Origin of the sequence: Paenibacillus sp. 276b (assembly GCF_900107875.1) — a bacterium.
GTDB classification, from domain to species: Bacteria; Bacillota; Bacilli; order Paenibacillales; family Paenibacillaceae; genus Paenibacillus; species Paenibacillus marchantiae.
In genome coordinates this window covers 124,047-145,047 of the sequence record NZ_FNRR01000006.1, presented here as the reverse complement: position 1 = coordinate 145,047, position 21,001 = coordinate 124,047, and the positions used below count along the sequence as shown (strand labels likewise).

Below are 21,001 nucleotides of genomic sequence, written 5' to 3'. Positions count from 1 at the left end.
GGAGGAAGCAACATGAGCACATCAGGCAGACGTTCAAAACAGCGGAAAGCATCATCATCCGAAACCGTTGTTTTGCATGCAGCTCGAAGCCGGAGTGGAGGGAAGATTAGACGCCAAGGCTCAGGCAAACGGGCAGCCAAGAACGCAAAACTGTATAAGCAGGGCTACCATAGAGGCTATGATGAGGGCGTACGACAGGGGGAAAGCTCATTCGGGCTGGTATTCGAAGGCGTAAGCATTATTATTCCGACGTACAACCAGCGCGAATATGTCCTGCAATGTGTGTCCAGTATTGAAAAGCATACACCGGCCCCCTTTGAAATTATTGTTGTGGATAACGCATCCAAGGATGGCACGGCGGAAGCCGTGCTTCGCAAAGGTGGCATGGTAAGGGTCGCTGCGCTGGATAAGAATCGTGGTTTTGCCGGCGGTGTCAATCATGGACTGATGATGGCGAGGGGGCGACATATCGTCGTGCTGAACAACGATACACTGGTCACCCCGGGCTGGTTGGAAAACATGATGACCTGTCTTGACAGTCATCCCGAGATGGGAGTTGTGGGTCCGGTTACAAATTACATCGGCGGAGATCAGCAGATTGAAGTCCCATACAGTGATGTGGAGGACATGTGGTCTTTTGCTGCCCGACATAATCGCCCGGATGCCACGAAACATCGGGAGACCGACAGGCTGGTCGGATTTTGCTGGCTGTTCTCACGGGAATTGCTGGAGCGGGTAGGTTATCTTGATGAAGGTTACGCCGTGGGCAATTTTGAAGATGACGACTGGATCATTCGGGCGAAGCTGGCGGGATACAGGCTGGGGGTAGCCGGAGATGCCTTCATACATCACTACGGAAGTGTAAGCATGAAGGCGCTGGGAGAACAGGATTATGAAGTCGTAAATAAGGATAACGAACAGTTTTATACTCAGAAATGGGGAGATCCCCATGCGTTGGTTGCCGATACTTCTCGGCTCTCGTTGCGTGCCAAGGTGTCGACCAGTCAGCAGGAGAACAAGACACCCCTGGGCAAGACAGACACCCCTGACCTGCGACAGCGCATTTCCACTAAGGGCAGCAGCGATGTAACTCATAAGCTGAGACGCAGTACGGACTTTTACCCGGAGGGTTGTTTCATCTCTGATATCAAGGGCGATGTTTATCGACTGATGCGTGGACAGCGACGTAAGCTGAATATCCCGGTTCCACGCGGCATTTCTCCTGTTTTGGTTGCAAAACCGGATCTGCTCGGCGTACCCGCAGGTGAGCCACTGGTATCTGCGGGTGAGGTACAGGGCTGGCCCCTGGAAAGAAGTCATGTTCATGCTCAACCCGTTCAGAGCAACCGGGATGCGCTGGAGGAAGGCATGATTGTTGCCGCGACGAATGAAAGGGATACATGGTACCAGATTAGTGGCAATAAACGCAGGAGGTTTGCAACCCCTTATGCTGCGGAACGGTGGGGAGTGCAATTCGGGCATATCGTTCATGTATCTGCGAACCAATTGCGTACGATCGAAGAAGGCTGGCCCATTATAGCTCCTCCCCAGCTCTTGAACGAAGATTTGTAATGACCGGGTTCGGCTGCCTTGTATATCGGCACGACAGCATGATGCGGAATGTGATGTAAAGCGTATCGCTATACATCTGTCCGCATCCGAACTATACATATATCACGAATCACGAAATGAAACGATAGAGAGATTAGCAAATTACTTTTCCACGAGCATTTTGTATAAACTCCAAGAGCGTCATCCGAACATTTTCAACATGGTTAGGGATGCGTTCAAGGGATAATGGGAGCTCTTGCAGAGCTCTTTTCAAATTTAAAATTTAATCTTTCTATCCTCTTATAGGTTTATTCTATTGGCAGATCCATTGACGCTTGAAGAGGTGAGGAGTACATTTATAGCCATAATTCTTATTTAACAGATAGGAATTAATGGTCTGGGTGGTCATCCAACCCTGATCTGACAATGAATCAATCAGGAGGTATGCCGATGTCTTCTACATCGAAAAAAGTAGTGCTCTGGAGCAAAACAGGCTGTCATTTCTGCGGGGAGGTTAAGGCATTCCTAACGGCCCGCAACCAGCCTTTTGAGAACATCGAAGTGCAAGGGAACGATGTGCTGAGGGACGTGCTTGAAGCCAAATATGGCATTCGACATGTACCTGTCATTGAAGTGGGTGGAGACGGCAAGTATGAAGCATTGCTGGAGCCTGATTTGGAGAAACTGGCGGAACTTCTCGCCCAGCCTGATGAAGCAGCAGTCTGACCGGACGTGGCGGATCTCTTGATAAAGCAGTTTCCGGCTGCTAAAGGCTGACATATCAGTGTGCAGCAGTCGGGGACTTTTATAAGCCATAATCCATCCTCTTATACAGATATCCAATCCTTATATAGAAAAGTTCTATAAGCAACGCTGTTGACCGATGTGCGGGGCAGTGATAAGATTTGTGAAATTAAAGCTGACCAAACTCATAGGAATAGTTAACTTTTGAATTTTCTTCATTCGTAATCCATATCAGATCGGACTTTAGAAATTTCTTGATATATCCTAATCCAAGGAAGGCGGAATGGTTATGACGGCTCAACGCAGTTTGAAATTTGGAGCGATTGTCCACGGTGTCGGAGGCAGCATGACGACTTGGAGACACCCGGAGATTCAATCGGATGCCAGTGTGAATTTTGAATTTTACAAACGCCAAACGTTGAAGGCAGAAGAAGGCAAATTCGATCTCGTTTTTATCGCTGACGGTCTTTATATTACCGAGAAATCCATACCTCACTTCTTGAATCGATTTGAGCCAATCAGTTTGTTGTCCGCCCTGGCCGCCATTACGTCACGAATCGGTCTGGTTGGAACACTTTCCACCTCCTATAGTGATCCATTCACAGTTGCCAGACAGTTCGGTTCCCTTGATCTGATCAGTAATGGCCGCGCTGGTTGGAACGTGGTTACATCCCCGCTTGAAGGCTCAGCCAAAAACTACAGTAAAAGCAACCATCCTACCCACCCGGAACGTTACCGGATTGCAACCGAATATTTGCAGGTGACCAAGGGCTTGTGGGATTCGTGGGAAGACGATGCTTTTGTAAGAGACAAAGAAAGCGGCGTTTTCTTCGATCCATCCAAGCTGCACACACTCAATCATGAAGGAGAGTTCTTCTCCGTACAGGGTCCACTTAACATTGCACGTTCAAAGCAGGGGCAGCCGGTTATTTTCCAGGCAGGTTCTTCAGAAGATGGCAAGACCCTTGCTGCCAAAGAAGCGGATGCTGTTTTCACAGGACATGATTCAATTGAGGATGCACAGGCCTTCTACAAAGATGTCAAAACCCGCGCAACAACCTATGGACGTTCCACACAGGATATCGTCATTTTGCCAGGGATCAATCCAATTATCGGACGGACAGAAGAAGAAGCAGAACAGAAATATCAGGAGATTGCCAGCCTGGTCACTATCGATAAAGCGCTGGATTACCTGGGACGTTTCTTCGAGCATCATGACTTCTCCCAGTATCCGCTGGATGAACCATTCCCTGAATTAAATGGCATTGGTAGCAACAGCTTCCGTAGTGGTACGGACAAAATCAAGCGGGATGCCAAAGAGCAAGGATTGACGCTGCGTGAAGTAGCCCTGCGGGCAGCAACACCGAAGAGCAAATTCCTTGGTACACCGGAGCAGGTGGCTGACAAGATCCAGGAATGGTTCGAAGCCGAAGCGGCGGATGGATTCATTATTCATTCCGAACTGCCAAGTGGATTGGCCGATTTTGTGGAACTGGTTGTTCCGATTCTGCAAGAGCGTGGCATCTATCGCACCGAATATGAGCATGACACATTGCGTGGCAATCTCGGTGTGCAAATTCCGGTGAATCGTTACACGGCTGCCCGGGAGCAAGTTGGAACCGAGGCTTGAGAAACAATTAGATAGCTGAAATTCGGTAGTAGTCTAGGAATGAGGTATCCTGATGAAATATTCGGATTGCATATGCGGAAGGTGCCGAATGATGACCTAAAACCAAGTTAACGGATAGGTTATGTTAATAAAAAATCTATAATTCATTAATTCAATGAATCAATGACACCTGTATACACAGAGGGGGAAGCTATATGAACAGGTCTATCTCATGGATGAAATATATGGCATTGGCGGCAGTATTGGTGCTGGTATTATCCGGTTGCGGAGCGGCAGGTAACTCGAACAGTGCAGTTCAGGCTTCCGGTGGGGAGCAGGCGGCTGGGCAAGCAGAAGGTGGGAATCTAACCTACGCACTCGCCACATCGCCGGATACGCTGGACCCACATCGAAGTGGCCTTGCAGTAACCGTACGTGCGATCCGAACGATCTATGACAATCTGGTGGTACAGCTGCCGGATGGTTCCATTAAACCTTGGCTCGCCAAGGAGTGGAGTGTATCGGAGGATGGCAAAAGTTATACGTTTAAACTGCGTGAAGATGTGAAGTTCCATGATGGCACACCATTTAACGCGGAAGCCGTGAAGTTCAATCTGGATCGGGTAATCGATCCGGCCACCAAAGCCGCCAATTCCCTTGCCCTGATTAGACCTTATAGCTCCTCGGAGGTCATTGATGAATACACCATTAAGGTAAATCTGGAACAACCTTCGCAAGCTTTTCTCGGTAACTTGAGTCAGGCCTTGCTAGGAATCGTATCACCTACAGCCGCCAAGAAATATGGGGATCAACTGGGTAAAAATCCGGTGGGGACTGGTCCGTATACCTTTGTGAAATGGGATGAAAATGCGGATATCGTTGTCGCCAAAAACAAGGATTACAACTGGGCTACCGCAACTGTTGAAAATGAAGGCGCCCCGCATATTGATACGATTACGTTCAAAATTGTACCGGAAGAAGCAACGCGTATCGGCAGTGTTCAGAGTAAGCAAGTACTCGCAGCGGAGACTGTTCCGCCGCAAAATATTGCTGCCCTGAAGAACGATCCGAACCAGCAATTGCTTCAAGCCAATACCGTTGGTTTGCCGTATACTCTCTTCTTCAATCTGCGCAAAGCGCCTTGGGATGATGTGAAAGTCAGACAGGCGGTGCAATCTGCAGTTGATGTGGAGTCCATCGTGAAGACACTGTATCTGGGCAACTACGAACGCGCGTGGTCTGCACTGTCTCCGGGAATCCTCGGTTATGATACTTCTCTGGAAGGAAGTATCAATCCGGATATCAACAAGGCCAATCAGCTGCTTGATGAGCAAGGTTGGGTCAAGGGAGCAGATGGCATTCGTGAAAAAGATGGTAAGAAGCTGACCCTGCATTATGTGGACGGTTCGCCGAACCGGGAGAAGCGTAACGACATTGCAGCGATTATTCAGCAGCAACTCAAGCAGGTGGGTATAGCTGTTGAGGTTGAAATTACGAAGGACGTTGCTACGGTCATTTATCAGAACTGGGATTATGATCTCTATGGCAACAGCCAGGTCAATTCTGATCCGAATGCGCTCTATGCCTTCTATCATACGAGTGCAGAAGGTGAACGTCCGACTTTATCCGGTTTATCTGATCCGAAGATCGATAAACTGCTGGAACAGGGAGCGGTGGAGACTGATCCGGATAAACGCGTGGATATCTATAATCAGATTCAACAATATCTGATCGAGCAGGCTGTAATTTTGCCAATCTATGTGTTCCCTTATACGGTGGCTGCATCCAAGTCGGTGCAGGGCATCAAGTTTGATTCACTCGGTTATCCGTTGTTCAACGATGTTCGGATTCAGCCATAATACGAAACGTCAATTATGCAGACAGGAAGGAGACGACCCGGTATGGTTCAAACGATACTGACAAGACTTGCTACATCGCTTCTGGTTATTTTGGGAGCTTCGGTGTTGGTGTACTGCATCATGTATCTGCTGCCGGGTGATCCGGTCCTGCTTATGCTGGACCCGTCATCGGCAACACCCGAGATGATTCAGAATCTGCGGGTTCAGCTGGGTCTGGATCAGCCGTTTTACATCCAGTTTGCCAACTATTTCGGAGACATGCTGCGCGGCGATTTCGGCAAATCAATGATCAATTCCGACCCGGTGCTGCCCAAAATATTGGAACATTTCCCTGCCACACTGGCGCTGACCGCGCTCAGCTCAATCATAGCGATAACCATTGGTATTACGCTCGGCGTATTGTCTGCCATTCATCGTAATGGCGTGATTGATTTCATCGCCCGGCTCGTTGGATTGTTTGGCATCTCCATGCCCACCTTCTGGACCGGCATTCTGTTGATCCTGTTGTTCTCGGTTCAGCTCGGCTGGTTCCCGGCGATGGGCTCCGACGGATTCAGTTCATTGGTGCTTCCTGCTGCAACACTAGGCCTCGTCGGTGCGGGTTTCATCGTACGTATGGTGCGTAACAGCATGCTGGAAGTGGTGAACGAGCCGTTTATCGTGGCATTACGAGCAAAAGGTCTTTCACAGCGGACCATCATGTACGGTCATGCACTGCGTAATGCACTGATTCCTGCGGTGACGGTCATCGGCATGTTGATTGGTGATTTGCTTGCAGGAACCGTCGTGGTGGAGACGGTCTTCTCCAGACAGGGCATAGGCAGAATCATCGCGGATGCGTTGATGGCCAAAGACCTGCCTGTTGTGCAGGGCGTAGTCTTTTTCACAGCAATTATCTATGTCGTGTTGAATTTACTGGTGGATATCTCTTATGCGTACATTGATCCCAGAGTTAGGCGTGCAGTCCGAACGTGAGGACGGATGGAACAGTCTGAAACATCTGAACGCGTAGTGAGGAAGGAGGAGTCTTATGAGCATGAAACCATTGGTGGGTGACGAAAAAGGTTGGACGGCCAGAACAGGGCGTTTACGCCTCTGGAGTCGCCGTCCCCTGCGTCAACGCGTCTCATTCACGGTATCCCGTTTATTCTTTTATGCAGCTTTGCTGGTCGTGGTGTTTACCGTCACTTGTGCAATCGTGCCGGCATGGATTGCACCTTATGATCCAACTCAGATGATGACGGATGCCATCCTGCAGGCTCCCTCTGCTGCGCACCTGTTTGGGACCGATTATTTTGGCAGGGATATCTTCAGTGTGGTTGTGCATGGCAGCAGGGATTCACTGCTGATTGGATTTGCCTCGGTGCTGGTGGGTGGTATTGTGGGCAGTGCTCTTGGCATTATTGCCGGCTATGCAGGAGGTGTTTTGGACACAATCACCATGCGTGCCGTCGATATTCTGATGGCTGTTCCAGGCGTGTTACTGGCATTATCCGTTGCGGCAGCGTTGGGACCTGGACTGCTTAACATTGCACTGGCTGTTGCGGTATCCTCCATTCCAGGATATGCACGGGTGATGCGTGGGCAGGTCATGTCCGTTAAAGGTTTGCCTTTTATTACAGCTACACGTTCACTTGGGGGCTCCAATGCCCGTATTTTCTGGAAGCATGTACTGCCTCATTCGTTGTCACCTTTGCTGGTTATGGCGACGCTGGGCGTGGGTACCTCCATTCTGACAGGCTCCGGGCTCAGCTTTCTTGGACTTGGTGTGTTGAAGGAAATTCCGGATTGGGGAGCGTTGCTCTCGCAAGGGAGAGGTTATCTGACGGTTGCCTGGTGGATCTGTACCTTCCCGGGACTTGCAATTACCATGTTTGTGCTGGCGGTTAATCTGATTGGAGACGATATTCGCGATCGGTTGGACCCCAAAGTAAATGGAGCGGCTTGACCGCTATTCCAAGGAGGAATCATGATGTCACATGTCGTTATTATTGCCGGATCGCCTTCCAAACGTTCGCGTCTGACAGGCCTTACGGATTACAGCAGCAATATATTAAAAGAGGCAGGCATTACCGTTGAGGTGATTCATGTAGCAGACCTGCCAGCGGAAGATCTAGTGCAGGCCAAGTTTGATAGCTCATTCATTCGTGATGCGCTTGCTGTTGTCGAAGCCGCAGATGCAGTCATCGTGGCAACACCGGTATACAAAGCATCGTACTCAGGTGTGCTGAAGCTGTTCCTGGATCTGATCCCTCAGGAAGGACTGCGGGGCAAGCTTGCTCTTCCATTAGTCATCGGCGGCTCGATTGCCCATCTGCTCGCCATCGATTATGCATTGAAGCCTGTTCTGGCAGCACTTGGCGGAAGACATATTCTCGGCGGAGTATATGCAGTTGATCAGGGAATTGATCGACTCGATGACGGAAAATATGTGCTTTCGGCGGACATTACTACAAGATTGAATCGTTCCCTGGAAGAATTGATATTGACTCTGGAAAAGAATGGTATTACGATATCATAAAACCAAGTAAATTCATTGGATAAATAGATATAGATAACGTCTGCGGACGTGGATTCGGGGGGCGCTTATGAATATTGAGAACATTGAAGCATTTGTATACATCAATCATTACGGAAGCTTCAATAAGGCTGCCGAGGTACTCTTTTTGTCCCAACCTTCTGTCACCGCTCGTATTCAGTCCCTTGAACGTGAACTCGGCTGCAAATTGTTTGACCGTCTTGGCAAACAGATTGTGCTCACGGAAGAGGGGAGAAAGTTCCTTCCCTACGCCCAGCAGGTGCTGCAAGTGATTCAGAAGGGCAGACAGAAAATACAGCAACGCCGTACGACGCCCGATGCACTTCGACTCGGCAGTACGGTATCCGTATCTAACTATGTCATTCCCGACTTTCTGCCCAAAATCAAGGAAGCTTACCCTGAGGTGAACATCAAACTGACTACAGCGACGACGGACCAACTCGTCGCCAAGCTGCTGGGTCAGGAAATCGATCTTGCTTTTGTGCGGAAGGTCATGCATCCTGCGATCCGTACGGTTGCTTTTTATGAAGATCCAATCCAGTTATACGTGTACAAAGGCCATCCATTTATTGAACGCGGGCATGTCAGCATGGAGGCGATCAGGAATGAACAGCTGGTCTTTTTTGAATGTGGTTCACTGGACTGGCTGCGCATTCACCGGGCCTTTGACTCGCTGGAGCACCCGCCGGATATTACATATCACGTTGATAATTCGGAAACGGCGAAGAAGCTGGTGAAGCAAGGAGCAGGTATTGCGTTTCTCCCAGGTCTGACAGTGCAAAAGGAAGTGCAGGATCAGGAGCTGTTTCCTATTCAGGTACATGAGGTTGCAGGTGTATCATTGCAGATCAGCGTCGTTACGTTAAAAGAAGAACATTCGCCTTTTGCAGAGCCTTTCGGGGAACTGCTGCGGCAGCTATAGAGACTTATTAACGGAAGTAAGAACGGATTTTAAAAAGTCAGGTTCGGCATGATCGAAGGAGGAGAATAGGATGGGTATTCGTGTTGGCATATTGGATCAAACCCCGATCTATGAAGGGGAGACGCCGATTGATGCTTTTCGGCATACGATTGAATTGGTACAGCGGGCTGAACAGCTTGGATTTCATCGTTTCTGGGTATCGGAACATCATGATTCAGGTCATGTTGCCGGCTCCTCACCGGAAGTGCTCATTTCCCACTTGCTGGCGCATACAGAGCGGATTCGTCTCGGTTCTGGCGGGGTGATGCTGCAACATTATAGTCCTTACAAAGTGGCCGAGAACTTCAATGTGCTTTCTGCGCTTGGTCCGGGGAGAATTGATCTGGGTATTGGACGTGCACCGGGAGGATTGCCCCGCTCCACGCAGGCACTACAGCAAGGGATTCAGGAAGCCGCTTCACTGAAAGAGAAAATCAATCAGGTGAAGCAGTTCATTCATAATGAACCGTATGAAGACGAAACACATCCTTTGGCCGGCTTGAGCGCTGCGCCGGTATCCGAAATCCCGGCCGAGCTATACGTGCTTGGAGCAAGTATCGATAGCGCAGGCATGGCGGCAGAATTGGGACTGCCTTATGTATTTTCATTGTTTATTAATAGCAATACGGAGGTTGCTCTGGAGGCTCTGCGAACTTATAGCGAACAATTCGACCGCTCACATGGACGGGAGCCATATGCCATCCTCGCTATATCATTGATTGTGGCGGAGAGTGCGGAAGAAGCCGAAGGACTGGCAAGTGAACATATGCTGGTCAAGATCCATCTGGAGAATGGCAAGGTATTGACGGTTGGTTCCGTTGAGCAGGCGGAAGAATTCGGACGGCAATCGAACGAGAAGTATCGGATCGAGATTCTGGAGCCAAGTGTGACGAGAGGTACGAAGGAAACGGTTGGTTCGGCTCTGGTGAAATTCCAGCAGGATTTTGCCGTGGACGAACTGATTGTTACCACAGCGACACGTGATTTTGCCAAACGCATTCGTTCATTTGAATTATTGCGTGAGGCGCTGGATGAGCAGGGACTGGGCGAATTTGCGCATGAGTCGACACCTGCGCAAGCGGTGATCGGTTAGGCATATATATGTTATAGAGCATACCTGTTGAAGTGACCCGTGAATATATTAACCCATCTTACATGGCACATACGATGATAAAAGGAGGCAATATCGTGAGCAGTGATCTGAAACAGCCTGAGCAACAGGCAGAGCAAGAAGAACAAAGCCGCAAGCATGAAATTTACGTTGGGCAGGATGAAGAATTCGCAGAGCACTTAACCGCGATTCGGCGACATTTGCATCGTAACCCCGAGCTATCCGGAGAGGAACGGGAAACGACAGAAGCCATTCGAGGCTGGTTGGTGGAGGAAGGGGTACGGATTGCAGATGAATATTCGCTGCGAACGGGCCTTATCGCTGAAATTGGGCAGGGCAATGGCCCGGTAGTGGCCTTACGCGCAGATATTGATGCCCTGCCGATCCAGGAAGAAACGAAGCTGGAGTATGCCTCGCAAATCGCTGGCCGAATGCACGCCTGCGGTCATGATGCACACACCGCCATTTTGATCGGTGCTGCACGATTGTTGAAACAGCGAGAGTCCCGGCTGCCGGGCAAGGTTCGTTTGATTTTCCAGCCTTCGGAGGAGAAGGCGACGGGGGCACGGCAGGTTATTCAGAGCGGAGCGCTATCCGAAGTTCAGTCTATTTTTGGGTTGCATAACAAACCGGATCTGCAGGTCGGTACGGTAGGTATCCGTGAAGGAGCGCTGCTTGCAGCGGCAGATGGTTTTGTGGTTAAAGTGGAGGGTGTCGGAACCCATGCGGCAGTTCCGGAAGCGGGCATTGACCCGATTGTGGTGGCCTCTCATATTGTGACTGCATTACAGGCCATCGTGAGTCGTAATGTTGGAGCACAGGAGAGCGCCGTGATCAGTGTGACCAAAATTAACAGCGGCACCGCTTGGAACGTCATTCCTGAAGAAGCCATATTGGACGGCACCGTGCGTACCTTTGACGAGAAGGTGCGTGCCCGGATTCGCGAGCGTTTCAATCAGGTGGTTGCCGGTGTCGCAGCAGCCTATGGGACACGGGCTACCGTGCGCTGGATTCAGGGACCACCTGCCGTGGTCAATGATGCGTCATTGGCTGCAGCGGCTGAGCAAGTCGCGAGCGAGGTGGGGTTGAACAGTATCCGACCGATACCTTCCCCGGCTGGCGAAGATTTTTCCTTTTACCAAAAGGAGGTTCCGGGACTGTTCCTCTTCCTCGGAACGTCAGGCCCACACGAATGGCATCATCCTGCATTCGATGTGGACGAACGGGCACTGCCGCTTGGCGCACATCTTCTGGCAGCGCTGGCTGAAGAGTCACTGCAAAAGTTGCAGTCAAATGGCGAGTAACTGATAACTGCTAGTTAAATACGTGAATACGTAAGTACGTGAATAAGTGATTAATTTAATGATTAATTAATAAGTTAATATGCTAATACAATAGCGAATGACGCAAAAAACGGTGACCTCAATTAGGTGACCGTTTTTTACTGTTTCCGTATTTTTAATTTAGTAGTTGTGGTTCTCCATATTGTATGAACGAAGAGTGCGGGATCAATCTGACATCAGGCGCAGCAGACCACGGCTGATCAGCAGTGTAGTCATGCTGTTTGCTTCATACGTATTTGGAGCCACCACGACCTTTCTTCCGCTGTATATGGTATCGACCGTGAAGGAGAGCGGGGGTGTTTTTAACGATGACCTATTTGTCATATATGCTGCCTGCCGATTCCAGATATGAGACAACAACGATCGGAGGACGATCCGTGACCCAAGCGGCCACCTCGCGCGAGAAAAACAAAAATGATTTGACAACATGGTTCAACAGGATTATAGTCATTGTTGTTAATCGTAATAATTACTATTAAGGTCAGAGGTATATGGACCACAACCATAAGGAGTAGATACACATGACACAAAAGCAGGTTCCGGTAACTGTTCTTAGCGGTTACCTCGGTTCAGGTAAAACAACCGTTCTTAATCACGTACTGCACAATCGGCAGGGGCTCAAGGTCGCCGTCATCGTTAATGACATGAGTGAGGTCAACATCGATGCCGCTCTGGTGAAGGGTGAGGCGACGTTGTCGCGCACCGAAGAAAAGCTGGTGGAGCTGTCCAATGGCTGCATCTGCTGCACCTTGCGGGATGATCTGATGCAGGAGATTGAGAAGCTGGTGAACGAAGGCAGGTTTGATTATATCCTGATTGAATCGACAGGCATCAGTGAACCTGTGCCGGTAGCACAGACCTTTACATATGCAGACGAGGAGTCAGGTATTGATCTGACAAGTCTGGCGAAGCTGGATTGTCTGGTAACCGTCGTGGATGCCCATCGATTCTGGCATGATTTTGCCTCAGGGCAGAGTCTGCTGGATCGGAACCAGGCCACAGGTGAGGAAGATACCCGCGATGTTGTGGACCTGCTGATTGATCAGATAGAGACTTGTGATGTCCTGTTGCTGAACAAATGTGATCTGGTCGATGACGTGGAGCTGAACAAGCTTGAAGGTGTCATCCGCAAGCTTCAGCCTAAGGCCAAAATCATTCGGACTGTGAACGGACAGGTCAACCCGTCTGAAATTTTGAGTACAGGTCTCTTCGACTTCGAGAAAGCAAGCATGTCCGCCGGGTGGATTCAGGAGCTGGAGAAGGAATCCCATACACCGGAGACCGAGGAATACGGTATTGGCTCCTTCGTGTATCGTCGTCGAAAACCATTCCATCCTTCTCGTCTGGCTGAATTCATGAGCTACTGGCCGGAAGAAGTGGTGCGTGCCAAAGGGCTGGTCTGGCTCGCGGCTAAAGGGGATGTTGCTGCAAGTCTGAGTCAGGCGGGATCGTCGATTCAGTTTGGCCCTGCCGGACATTGGGTTGCGGCATTGCCGGAAGCTGATAAGGAAGAAATTTTGCGTGCGGAGCCAGATGTGCTGGAGAAGTGGGATGCGCAGTGGGGAGACCGTCAGACCGAGTTGGTCATGATCGGGATTGAAATGGAACGCGTCATCATTGAAGACGAACTTGACCAATGTCTGCTCAGTGATGAAGAAATGCAGGCCGATTGGGGGCATTTCGACAATCCTCTGCCTTGGCCAGTTGAAGTCGTATAAAAAATAAATTTATAAAAGGAGCTGTAAACCATGGCTAAAAAATCAAAAGTGGTACGTGAAAAACAACGTCAGGCAACCGTAGCCAAATATGCGGAGCTGCGCCGGGAACTGAAAGAAAAAGGGGATTATGAAGCGCTGCAGAAACTGCCGCGCAATGCTTCCCCAACCCGATTGAAAAATCGCTGTGAACTGACAGGCCGTCCGAGAGGATATTTGCGCAAGTTCAAGGTATCGCGGATTGTGTTCCGTGAGCTGGCTCATCAAGGGCAAATTCCGGGCGTCACGAAGTCAAGCTGGTAAGACACATGCATGATCCATTTGATTATGATTGTGTAATTGTTGGAGGGGGGCCAGCGGGGATCGGCATGGCCTCTGTCCTGCAGGATCTGGGAATGTCTCGTTTTACCGTGCTGGAACGCAGTGAGGTGGGGGCAACTTTTCTGGCGTGGCCGGAGGAAATGCGTCTGATCACCCCTTCGTTCACAAGCAATGCCTATGGCATGATGGATCTGAACGCCCTGGCTTTGAATACGTCTCCGGCGTACACACTGGGAACAGAACACCCAACAGGCTTGGAGTATGCGAAGTATTTGCAGGTGGTGAGTCAGTTCAAGAAATTGCCTGTGCAAACGGGAGTAGATGTTTCGGAGGTTATTCCGGAGGAGAAAGGCTTCAGGGTCTTAACATCCAATGGACAACTGTGGACACGTTATGTCATCTGGGCAGCAGGTGAATTTCAATATCCGAGACTGGACCTGTTTCCTGGGGCTGAGTATGGTGTGCACAGCAGTTTATTTTCCAGCTGGACGGCGGTTCAAGGAGAAGAATGTGTCATCGTTGGTGGCTATGAGAGCGGTGTGGATGCAGCTATTCACCTGAGTAAACTGGGGAAAAACGTAACGGTAATCGACCGTAATGGACGAGGACTCGCCAAGGGCAGCAGTGATCCAAGTGTGGAACTAAGCCCCTATACGAAGGATCGCCTGCGCGCGGCGATGATGGATATGCGAATACACATGATGCAAGGTTATGAGGTCAAGTGGATTGAACCGGATGAACCGGGCGGTTATGTTCTCTATTGCGAGAACGATTCCGGAGAGTCCCGATTGCTTAAGACGGGTCAGGCTCCTATTCTGGCGACCGGGTTCCGCAGCAGTTTGCACCTGATTGAGAATCTCGTCGAGCGCAACAAGGAAGGTCAGCTGCAATTGGGAGCGGCGGATGAATCGACGATTGCCCCCGGACTGTTCATTACTGGACCACAGGTCATGCATGGTCAACTCCAATTTTGCTTCATTTATAAATTCAGACAGCGCTTTGCGGTTGTGGCTCAGGCCATGGGTGAGAGACTTGGGTTGGATCTGGCTCCGCTGGAAACCTATCGCAAAGAAGGCATGTTCCTTGATGATCTGTCCTGCTGCGGTGAAGACTGCACATGCTGAATTCGGTTGTGGAGCAACCCGAAGAACTTCGTAAAGTGGTGCTGGTTGGCTTCGAATCCGCGGGCAAATCGGCTCTGTTTCGGGGACTTACGGGCAGAGATACAGGCGAGGAATCCAATGTGCGGGGCTCCACGGTGACCGTCCGCAGGGCGGAGTTGCTTGAGCACCAGCTTGAACTACTCGATACACCTGGAATCCGGATGAAGGATGACAGTGTCACGACCATGCTGACGTTAAATCAGCTCGCAGCTGGTGACACAGTAATCTTGGTCATCCGCGGCACGGATGTGGTGCAGGAACTGCCTTTACTGCTCGGTATGCTGGATGTCACAGACAAAAATGCTGTATTGGTACTTACGTTTGCCGACAAATGTGGTCCCGGATTATCGGCTCAGGTTAACTATTACCGTAAAGGTCTGGGCATTTCCGTTCTGCCGCTCAATACAAGGGAAATGGATGGAAACACCCAAGACCTGATATGCCGGGCGATTGTTGCCGCCAGACCCATGAAGAGGCATCCGGAGCTCGCATCACCTCCTGAATCGCCTGTGGACGAACCGCAGACAACGATGTTTGAGCATACGGTTTGGGGACGTTTTGTGGCTTTGGCTGCATTGGTATTATTATTTGCAGCACCAGTGTATGTGGCCTATCTGTTCTCCGGCTGGATACAACCGCTCGCAGATGCCTGGATTCTTGAACCGCTCCATCGCATGACTGCGGGATTATGGAGCCCGCTGCAGGCGATAATGCTCGGAGATTACGGCATGATTAGTCTGGGCTTGTATTCGTTTATATGGGCATTTCCGGTCGTATTCCTGATTGGGTTCAGTGTGGCGGCGACGGAGGAAAGCGGACTGAAAGACCGGATTACCGACTCGCTGGATGGGTGGATGCGCAAAATCGGCATGAACGGCAAGGATCTGATTCCGGTCCTCAGTGGTTTTGGGTGCAATGTCGTGGCTGTGTTCCAGAGTCGTACCTGCAGCTCCTGTACACGAAAGGCCTGTGTTTCATTGATTTCCTTCGGTTCTGCTTGCAGCTACCAGATAGGAGCTTCTCTATCCATATTCAGTTCCGGCGGCAAGCCGTGGCTGTTCTTTCCTTATATGCTTGTACTGGTACTTGCGGGTGCAATTCATACACGTCTGTGGAATCGAAATCGGCTGGATGACACGCTCCCGTTACATGCTAACCGGACCTTTCTGCAAAAGCCATCATGGCGCTCTATTAGCTGGCGCGTTCGGTCTGTCATGAAGCAGTTTCTCGTGCAGGCGATGCCTATTTTCATCGGTATTTGTGTGGTGGCTACGTTGCTGGAGCAGACGGGGGTACTGTCTGCCCTGACTGGCGCGTTGACGCCGACACTTGCGATCTTTCATCTGCCGGGCGATGCCGCAGGCGGCATTCTGTTTTCCATTTTGCGAAAAGACGGATTGTTGGTGCTGAATCAGGATCAGGGTTCCTTCGTTGAAGACTTGAGCGGCGGGCAGCTGTTTATTCTTGTGTACCTGGCTTCCACGTTAACGGCATGTCTGGTGACGATGTGGACCATTCGCAAGGAGTTGGGAGCAGTCTTTGCCATGCAACTGGCAGGCAAACAGCTCGTAACGTCACTAGGCAGTGCATTTGTACTGGCATGGCTATGGAACTGGATTGCATAACGATGTTGATGAAAGGGTGTGATCTCCATGCTGGACTCGTTTACCATTCGGAGAATTCAATCGGTGATGAACGGTTATATCCATGAGAAGGTCCCGGCACCACTGCGCACCATGGTGAAATTAACGTATGAGATGAATGACAATGAACTGATTTTGACCGAAGAAAGGCCCGCTGAAGAACGATATCAATGGGAAAAACTGCATATTGCCCGATTTTACTGGGAAGAGAATCAGTGGAAGGTATATGCCAAAGACGGACACAGTAGCTGGAATGTGGTAGACGTTATTGAGCCTTGTCCTGATTTTGAAGATCTGCTAGAGCAGGTTGAGCGGGACGAAGCGGGTCTGTTCTGGCGCTGAATGCGCGGTTTTTAACGCAAATATGTGCTGGAGGGAGGATTTGTAATGCAAAAGGTACAACAGAATAACAGGATTAGCCGAGTAGTGAACGATTCTTTTATCATACCGGATAAAGCTGAGCGCTTGCGGTTATTCGGCTCCGTTGATCCCATACAGGGAGATAAGCCTGTACGGAAAGAAGAGATGCAGGATTTGCAGAATAGCAAGAATGATTTTCTATTTGAGCTGCAGCAAGTCGGTATTGATCAGGTGAAGTATCCTCTGGATGTCATTTCGGCCAAAGATCCCGTTCGATTGTCCAGCATCGGAACGTTCCGGCTGACGACTTCGCTGGATCGCGAATCGAAAGGCATTAACATGAGCCGCTTGATGGAGCAGCTTCAGCACAGTCGCGGAGAAGGGTTAAGTGACCGGATTCCGGATCTGGTTGCGCTGACGCAGCAGATGGCCGAACAGATGAATCAGGCGAAGGCAGAGCTGAAAGTGACCTATCCCTGGTTCTACGAACGAACCGCCCCCGTAACCGGTTTGTCTGGACTAAATCATTCTTTGGCTACGGTTCATGTCATCTGGGAAGCTGGAAAATCCCCTGTTCTGAGAACAGGTTTACATATACAGGTCACGACGTTATGCCCATGTTCGAAGGAGATCAGCGAATATAGCGCGCACAACCAGCGGGGGTTATTGCGTATCCAGGTACAAGCCAACCCGGGAGAAGCGCTGCCGGGCTATTGGAAGGAAGAGCTGCTGAATGTGGCCGAATCCAATGCAAGCAGCTGTCTTTACCCCATACTCAAAAGGCCTGATGAGAAGCGGGTCACGGAACGTGCATATGAGAACCCGCGATTTGTGGAAGATATCGTCAGGCTGGTGGCGGTAGATCTGTATGAGAAGCACTGGGTAAATAAATTTAAGGTAGACTGCAAAAATGAAGAGTCCATTCATCAACATGATGCCGTAGCTCGTATCGTATATGACAAGTCGAGATAACGATAGTGTGAGGGATAAGGAATTCATTTTATTTTATATCACTTTACAATATGAAGAGAAAAAAGAAGAACCACCGTCAGAGCTTCAGCGGCGGTTCTTCTTTTTTTTTTAGCGATCCTATGAGCAATCCAAGTGCCATTGCACTAGACTTCATACAAAATTTCACCCGTTCGGGATACATCATATCCCTCAAATGATTGCAGTTCCTGCCTGAATGCCGGTGATTGCAGAATGCGCAGTACTGATTCGATCCACGCTTCGTTCCCTTGTTTCTTCAGCATGACCAGATCGTAACGTTCCTGAACAAGTGGAATAAAATCAACCTGACCGACAAGTCGTGCAGCCTTCTCGCTGCCGATCCCTACATCGGCTTCACCGGAACTGACCTTGGCAGCTACACCCATGTGACTGGTTTCTTCCACGTCATACCCAATCAGCTGGGAAGCAGGGATACCATGCAGACGCAATTGTTCATCCAGTAATACACGTGCACCCGACCCTTTCTCCCGGTTAGCCAATCGCAGCTCAGGCTGCTTCAGATCTGTCCAGTTTTGCAAGCCCCGCGGGTTACCTCGTTGCACATACAGCCCGGCAGGCCGTGTTAGCAGATTCACGACGACATATGACCAGCCAATCAGGATTTTGCGAATGTAGGGCAGATTATATTCTCCTGTATCTCCATCCAGCAGATGGGTACTGACCAGATCGGATTCCCCACGGTACATGGAGATCAAGCCGTCGAGACTACCCATGAACGAACGCAGTGGACGAATATCCCGTGTGTGCTTTTCCATATATCGCATGAGAATATCGAGGCTGACATCCTGTCCTGTAATGACCAGATGACGGGCCGAATGGGCTGGCGAAGGATTGCCCGTCATGGAGGTAGTGGCTGCGAATGTCCCTCTGGATAGAGGCGAAGCACTTGTAGCGGAATGAACAGCATGATTGGTCGGATCACTTCCCGTCCCGGAATAAGACTCAGAAGGGGGAACTGAATCCACAGCGGCCCGGTGCGCTGGCGATTGAAGCTGCTTGGAGCGCTGTTTATAAGCCTCCAGATCGGTGGCGTCAACACGCATTTGTTTGCCGACGCGATAAGCGACGAGGTCTCCCTTTTTAATTAGATCGTAGACCGTCAGTTTGGATATTTTGAGTAGCTTGGATATTTCTTCGGTGGTATAGGATTGCTCCTCCGTCATCAGTGAAGATCCTCCTTCAAGGTACAGATCATATAACGTTTCGTTCATCAACGCTTATCATCCCGGATAAACGCTGGGGTCTCTTGTACTATACCATTAACAGCCAGAGAGGATAAACTCGCCCACCACAATTCAGCTATCGATGGCTTGCCCATCAACAGACACGTCAAAGACTACCTTCCTATTTCAATGATCTTATGTATAATGAAATATAATTAATTATATCTAGTTATAACTAAACATAACATCGGGGGAGAAGTAGATGAAAAAGAGTATTGGATATGTGTTGGGGAGTATGTCACTTGGACTGGCTCTCGTATTGGCCGGTTGTGGTGCAAGCACAGACAGTAAAGATACATCCACAGCAATGGAACAAACGGGTACAACACCAGCGACATCAGGTGAGAGTTCAACGGCTGGGGCAACAGATCCTCAGGAAAAGGTGGAGCTAACGATCTCAGCGGCAGCCAGTCTCACGGATGCCATGAAGGAAATTGAAACGAACTTTGAAGCCGCGAATCCCAATGTGGAGCTTAACTTCAACTTTGGTGCATCCGGTGCATTACAACAGCAAATTGAACAAGGCGCGCCAGCAGATGTTTTTGTATCGGCTGCGACCAAAAATATGAACGCGCTCGTGGATGAGAAGCTGATTGCATCCGGTGATCAGACGAATTTGCTGCAAAATTCATTGGTAGCCATCATTCCAGCGGATCGTTCAGATACCGTAACAAGCGAGAAGGATCTGACGGCTGATTCTATCAAGACCGTAGCGATTGGTATACCGGAAAGTGTGCCTGCAGGAACCTATGCGAAGGAAGCACTGACCAATGCCAAAATGTGGGATCAGTTGGAAGGTAAGCTTGTACAGGGCAAGGATGTCAGACAGGTTCTGCAATATGTAGAAACAGGCAATGCGGATGCGGGGTTTGTGTACAAAACGGATGCACTCACTTCTGATCAGGTGAAAATTGCTTTTGAAGTGGACAAGAACAGCTATACACCAGCCAATTATCCAGTAGGGATTATTGAAGGTACGAAGCACCGGACAGAAGCAGAACAATTCTACACGTATTTGCAAACGCCTGAAGTGCTTGATGTATTTGCTAAATACGGGTTCTCCATTCCGAAATGAATGTGAGCGCAATAGACTGGGCGGTATTCTGGCCACCGGTTCGTCTTTCTCTTCAAGTTGCGTTGCTGTCCAGTGTGATCGCAGCAGTGTTTGGCATCGCTGTGGCCTGGAAGATGTCGCGTACCTCGTTCCGTGGCAAAATTTTTCTAGAAACGGCATTTATGCTTCCGCTTGTGCTTCCGCCGACCGTGGTCGGATTCATCTTACTCGTGTTACTGGGGCGTAAGAGCCTGCTCGGACAGTGGATTGAAGCCATCTTTTCCGCACCTGTCATTTTCTCCTGGTGGGCTGCCGTGATTGCCTCGGTGGTGGTGGCTTTCCCATTGGTATATCAGACGATGAAATCCGGCTTTAGCGGGATTGATAAGGATCTGGAAGATGCAGGCCGCTCCATCGGAGCGAATGAATGGCAGGTATTTCGTTATATCTCACTTCCGCTTGCAGGGAGAGCGTTGATGACGGCGTTCATCCTGGGTTTCGCTCGTGCACTGGGGGAATTCGGGGCCACACTCATGATCGCAGGTAATATTCCGGGCAAAACGCAAACCGTACCCACTGCGATCTATGTTGCTGTGGATTCGGGCAATCAGACGATGGCCTGGATGTGGACCGGCTCTATTATTATCATTTCGTTTATCATGCTGCTCTTAACCAGACAGCCGCGCGACGGGAAGGCATGATGCGGGCTATATAAAGTGAAAGCGATAAGGATTAGCATTCAAAAACCCGCTCAAGGAATCTTTCCTCGGAGCGGGTTTTCATTTACACAGGCG

The 21,001-nt window shown here is 49.9% G+C and carries 21 protein-coding genes; 19 read left to right on the top strand and 2 right to left on the bottom strand.

Annotated features, from left to right (window positions below):
- The first annotated feature begins 12 nt into the window (after positions 1-12).
- The 10 genes from BLV50_RS24730 (at position 13) to BLV50_RS24685 (ending at position 11,678) form a co-directional block, all read left to right on the top strand.
- Positions 13-1,572, top strand: a complete 1,560-nt coding sequence (locus BLV50_RS24730) for a glycosyltransferase family 2 protein (RefSeq protein ID WP_177031252.1) — start codon at positions 13-15, stop codon at positions 1,570-1,572.
- Positions 1,573-2,001: 429 nt separating this feature from the next.
- Positions 2,002-2,277 carry a glutaredoxin family protein gene (locus BLV50_RS24725; protein WP_063566643.1) on the top strand — a complete coding sequence of 92 codons (276 nt, stop codon included), beginning with the start codon at positions 2,002-2,004 and terminating at the stop codon, positions 2,275-2,277.
- Between the two features lie 307 nt (positions 2,278-2,584).
- The gene (locus BLV50_RS24720) at positions 2,585-3,925 is read left to right on the top strand and encodes an LLM class flavin-dependent oxidoreductase (protein WP_064635749.1); all 1,341 of its coding nucleotides are present in this window, start codon (positions 2,585-2,587) and stop codon (positions 3,923-3,925) included.
- A 194-nt stretch (positions 3,926-4,119) separates the two neighbouring features.
- A complete protein-coding gene (locus tag BLV50_RS24715) occupies positions 4,120-5,763 on the top strand; it encodes an ABC transporter substrate-binding protein (RefSeq protein WP_090810498.1) in 1,644 nt (547 codons plus the stop codon).
- A 42-nt stretch (positions 5,764-5,805) separates the two neighbouring features.
- Positions 5,806-6,738: an ABC transporter permease gene (locus tag BLV50_RS24710; RefSeq protein WP_062324145.1), complete on the top strand. Its 933-nt coding sequence runs from the start codon at positions 5,806-5,808 to the stop codon at positions 6,736-6,738.
- Positions 6,739-6,793: 55 nt separating this feature from the next.
- Positions 6,794-7,711, top strand: a complete 918-nt coding sequence (locus BLV50_RS24705) for an ABC transporter permease (RefSeq protein WP_177031251.1) — start codon at positions 6,794-6,796, stop codon at positions 7,709-7,711.
- A 24-nt stretch (positions 7,712-7,735) separates the two neighbouring features.
- Positions 7,736-8,284, top strand: coding sequence for an NADPH-dependent FMN reductase (gene ssuE, locus BLV50_RS24700; protein ID WP_090810496.1), 549 nt, complete (start codon positions 7,736-7,738; stop codon positions 8,282-8,284).
- Between the two features lie 67 nt (positions 8,285-8,351).
- Positions 8,352-9,224: a LysR family transcriptional regulator gene (locus BLV50_RS24695; protein WP_063566647.1), complete on the top strand. Its 873-nt coding sequence runs from the start codon at positions 8,352-8,354 to the stop codon at positions 9,222-9,224.
- A gap of 70 nt (positions 9,225-9,294) precedes the next feature.
- Positions 9,295-10,356, top strand: coding sequence for an LLM class flavin-dependent oxidoreductase (locus tag BLV50_RS24690; RefSeq protein ID WP_090810494.1), 1,062 nt, complete (start codon positions 9,295-9,297; stop codon positions 10,354-10,356).
- Between the two features lie 95 nt (positions 10,357-10,451).
- Entirely contained in the window at positions 10,452-11,678 is a 1,227-nt protein-coding gene (locus BLV50_RS24685; RefSeq protein WP_371129280.1) for an amidohydrolase, read from the top strand.
- A 204-nt stretch (positions 11,679-11,882) separates the two neighbouring features.
- On the opposite strand, the gene BLV50_RS32910 is transcribed toward BLV50_RS24685, so the two are convergent.
- A complete protein-coding gene (locus BLV50_RS32910; RefSeq protein WP_177031250.1) occupies positions 11,883-12,041 on the bottom strand; it encodes a hypothetical protein in 159 nt (52 codons plus the stop codon).
- On the opposite strand from BLV50_RS32910, the gene BLV50_RS33175 reads away from it, so the two are divergent.
- Genes BLV50_RS33175 through folE2 form a run of 7 tightly spaced genes read left to right on the top strand, consistent with a single transcriptional unit; the run spans position 12,026 to position 17,891 of the window.
- On the top strand, positions 12,026-12,196 hold the full coding sequence (locus BLV50_RS33175; RefSeq protein WP_176854759.1) for a hypothetical protein: 171 nt from the start codon (positions 12,026-12,028) through the stop codon (positions 12,194-12,196). The genes BLV50_RS32910 and BLV50_RS33175 overlap by 16 nt on opposite strands.
- Before the next feature lie 42 nt (positions 12,197-12,238).
- Positions 12,239-13,435 (top strand): GTP-binding protein, encoded by a 1,197-nt coding sequence (locus tag BLV50_RS24675; RefSeq protein WP_079696640.1) that lies wholly within the window; start codon positions 12,239-12,241, stop codon positions 13,433-13,435.
- A 30-nt stretch (positions 13,436-13,465) separates the two neighbouring features.
- Positions 13,466-13,735, top strand: coding sequence for a 30S ribosomal protein S14 (gene rpsN / locus BLV50_RS24670; RefSeq protein ID WP_063566651.1), 270 nt, complete (start codon positions 13,466-13,468; stop codon positions 13,733-13,735).
- 5 nt (positions 13,736-13,740) lie between these two features.
- Positions 13,741-14,877 carry an NAD(P)/FAD-dependent oxidoreductase gene (locus tag BLV50_RS24665; RefSeq protein ID WP_090810490.1) on the top strand — a complete coding sequence of 379 codons (1,137 nt, stop codon included), beginning with the start codon at positions 13,741-13,743 and terminating at the stop codon, positions 14,875-14,877.
- Positions 14,871-16,541 carry a nucleoside recognition domain-containing protein gene (locus BLV50_RS24660; protein ID WP_090810488.1) on the top strand — a complete coding sequence of 557 codons (1,671 nt, stop codon included), beginning with the start codon at positions 14,871-14,873 and terminating at the stop codon, positions 16,539-16,541. The genes BLV50_RS24665 and BLV50_RS24660 overlap by 7 nt, the downstream gene beginning before the upstream one ends.
- 27 nt (positions 16,542-16,568) lie before the next feature.
- A complete protein-coding gene (locus BLV50_RS24655) occupies positions 16,569-16,901 on the top strand; it encodes a DUF3024 domain-containing protein (protein WP_079696636.1) in 333 nt (110 codons plus the stop codon).
- Between the two features lie 45 nt (positions 16,902-16,946).
- Positions 16,947-17,891: a GTP cyclohydrolase FolE2 gene (folE2, locus tag BLV50_RS24650; RefSeq protein ID WP_090810486.1), complete on the top strand. Its 945-nt coding sequence runs from the start codon at positions 16,947-16,949 to the stop codon at positions 17,889-17,891.
- A 143-nt stretch (positions 17,892-18,034) separates the two neighbouring features.
- Here the strand turns inward: folE2 and BLV50_RS24645 are convergent, their stop codons facing one another.
- Positions 18,035-19,093: a substrate-binding domain-containing protein gene (locus tag BLV50_RS24645; protein WP_090810600.1), complete on the bottom strand. Its 1,059-nt coding sequence runs from the start codon at positions 19,091-19,093 to the stop codon at positions 18,035-18,037.
- Between the two features lie 262 nt (positions 19,094-19,355).
- Between BLV50_RS24645 and modA the strand changes: the two genes are divergently transcribed.
- Both modA and modB read left to right on the top strand, forming a co-directional pair.
- Positions 19,356-20,228 carry a molybdate ABC transporter substrate-binding protein gene (gene modA, locus BLV50_RS24640; RefSeq protein ID WP_090810484.1) on the top strand — a complete coding sequence of 291 codons (873 nt, stop codon included), beginning with the start codon at positions 19,356-19,358 and terminating at the stop codon, positions 20,226-20,228.
- Complete coding sequence (gene modB / locus BLV50_RS24635; RefSeq protein WP_170867947.1) at positions 20,225-20,908, top strand: molybdate ABC transporter permease subunit; 684 nt, start codon at positions 20,225-20,227, stop codon at positions 20,906-20,908. The genes modA and modB overlap by 4 nt, the downstream gene beginning before the upstream one ends.
- Positions 20,909-21,001 lie beyond the last annotated feature (93 nt).

What these genes read in the sequence shown, in the direction of transcription:
- BLV50_RS24730 (WP_177031252.1), top strand. Translation starts at nt 13, where the DNA reads ATGAGCACATCAGGCAGACGTTCAAAACAGCGGAAAGCATCATCATCC.
- BLV50_RS24725 (WP_063566643.1), top strand. Translation starts at nt 2,002, where the DNA reads ATGTCTTCTACATCGAAAAAAGTAGTGCTCTGGAGCAAAACAGGCTGT.
- BLV50_RS24720 (WP_064635749.1), top strand. Translation starts at nt 2,585, where the DNA reads ATGACGGCTCAACGCAGTTTGAAATTTGGAGCGATTGTCCACGGTGTC.
- BLV50_RS24715 (WP_090810498.1), top strand. Translation starts at nt 4,120, where the DNA reads ATGAACAGGTCTATCTCATGGATGAAATATATGGCATTGGCGGCAGTA.
- BLV50_RS24710 (WP_062324145.1), top strand. Translation starts at nt 5,806, where the DNA reads ATGGTTCAAACGATACTGACAAGACTTGCTACATCGCTTCTGGTTATT.
- BLV50_RS24705 (WP_177031251.1), top strand. Translation starts at nt 6,794, where the DNA reads ATGAGCATGAAACCATTGGTGGGTGACGAAAAAGGTTGGACGGCCAGA.
- ssuE (WP_090810496.1), top strand. Translation starts at nt 7,736, where the DNA reads ATGTCACATGTCGTTATTATTGCCGGATCGCCTTCCAAACGTTCGCGT.
- BLV50_RS24695 (WP_063566647.1), top strand. Translation starts at nt 8,352, where the DNA reads ATGAATATTGAGAACATTGAAGCATTTGTATACATCAATCATTACGGA.
- BLV50_RS24690 (WP_090810494.1), top strand. Translation starts at nt 9,295, where the DNA reads ATGGGTATTCGTGTTGGCATATTGGATCAAACCCCGATCTATGAAGGG.
- BLV50_RS33175 (WP_176854759.1), top strand. Translation starts at nt 12,026, where the DNA reads ATGACCTATTTGTCATATATGCTGCCTGCCGATTCCAGATATGAGACA.
- BLV50_RS32910 (WP_177031250.1), bottom strand. Translation starts at nt 12,041, where the DNA reads ATGACAAATAGGTCATCGTTAAAAACACCCCCGCTCTCCTTCACGGTC.
- BLV50_RS24675 (WP_079696640.1), top strand. Translation starts at nt 12,239, where the DNA reads ATGACACAAAAGCAGGTTCCGGTAACTGTTCTTAGCGGTTACCTCGGT.
- rpsN (WP_063566651.1), top strand. Translation starts at nt 13,466, where the DNA reads ATGGCTAAAAAATCAAAAGTGGTACGTGAAAAACAACGTCAGGCAACC.
- BLV50_RS24665 (WP_090810490.1), top strand. Translation starts at nt 13,741, where the DNA reads ATGCATGATCCATTTGATTATGATTGTGTAATTGTTGGAGGGGGGCCA.
- BLV50_RS24660 (WP_090810488.1), top strand. Translation starts at nt 14,871, where the DNA reads ATGCTGAATTCGGTTGTGGAGCAACCCGAAGAACTTCGTAAAGTGGTG.
- BLV50_RS24655 (WP_079696636.1), top strand. Translation starts at nt 16,569, where the DNA reads ATGCTGGACTCGTTTACCATTCGGAGAATTCAATCGGTGATGAACGGT.
- folE2 (WP_090810486.1), top strand. Translation starts at nt 16,947, where the DNA reads ATGCAAAAGGTACAACAGAATAACAGGATTAGCCGAGTAGTGAACGAT.
- BLV50_RS24645 (WP_090810600.1), bottom strand. Translation starts at nt 19,093, where the DNA reads ATGACGGAGGAGCAATCCTATACCACCGAAGAAATATCCAAGCTACTC.
- modA (WP_090810484.1), top strand. Translation starts at nt 19,356, where the DNA reads ATGAAAAAGAGTATTGGATATGTGTTGGGGAGTATGTCACTTGGACTG.
- modB (WP_170867947.1), top strand. Translation starts at nt 20,225, where the DNA reads ATGAATGTGAGCGCAATAGACTGGGCGGTATTCTGGCCACCGGTTCGT.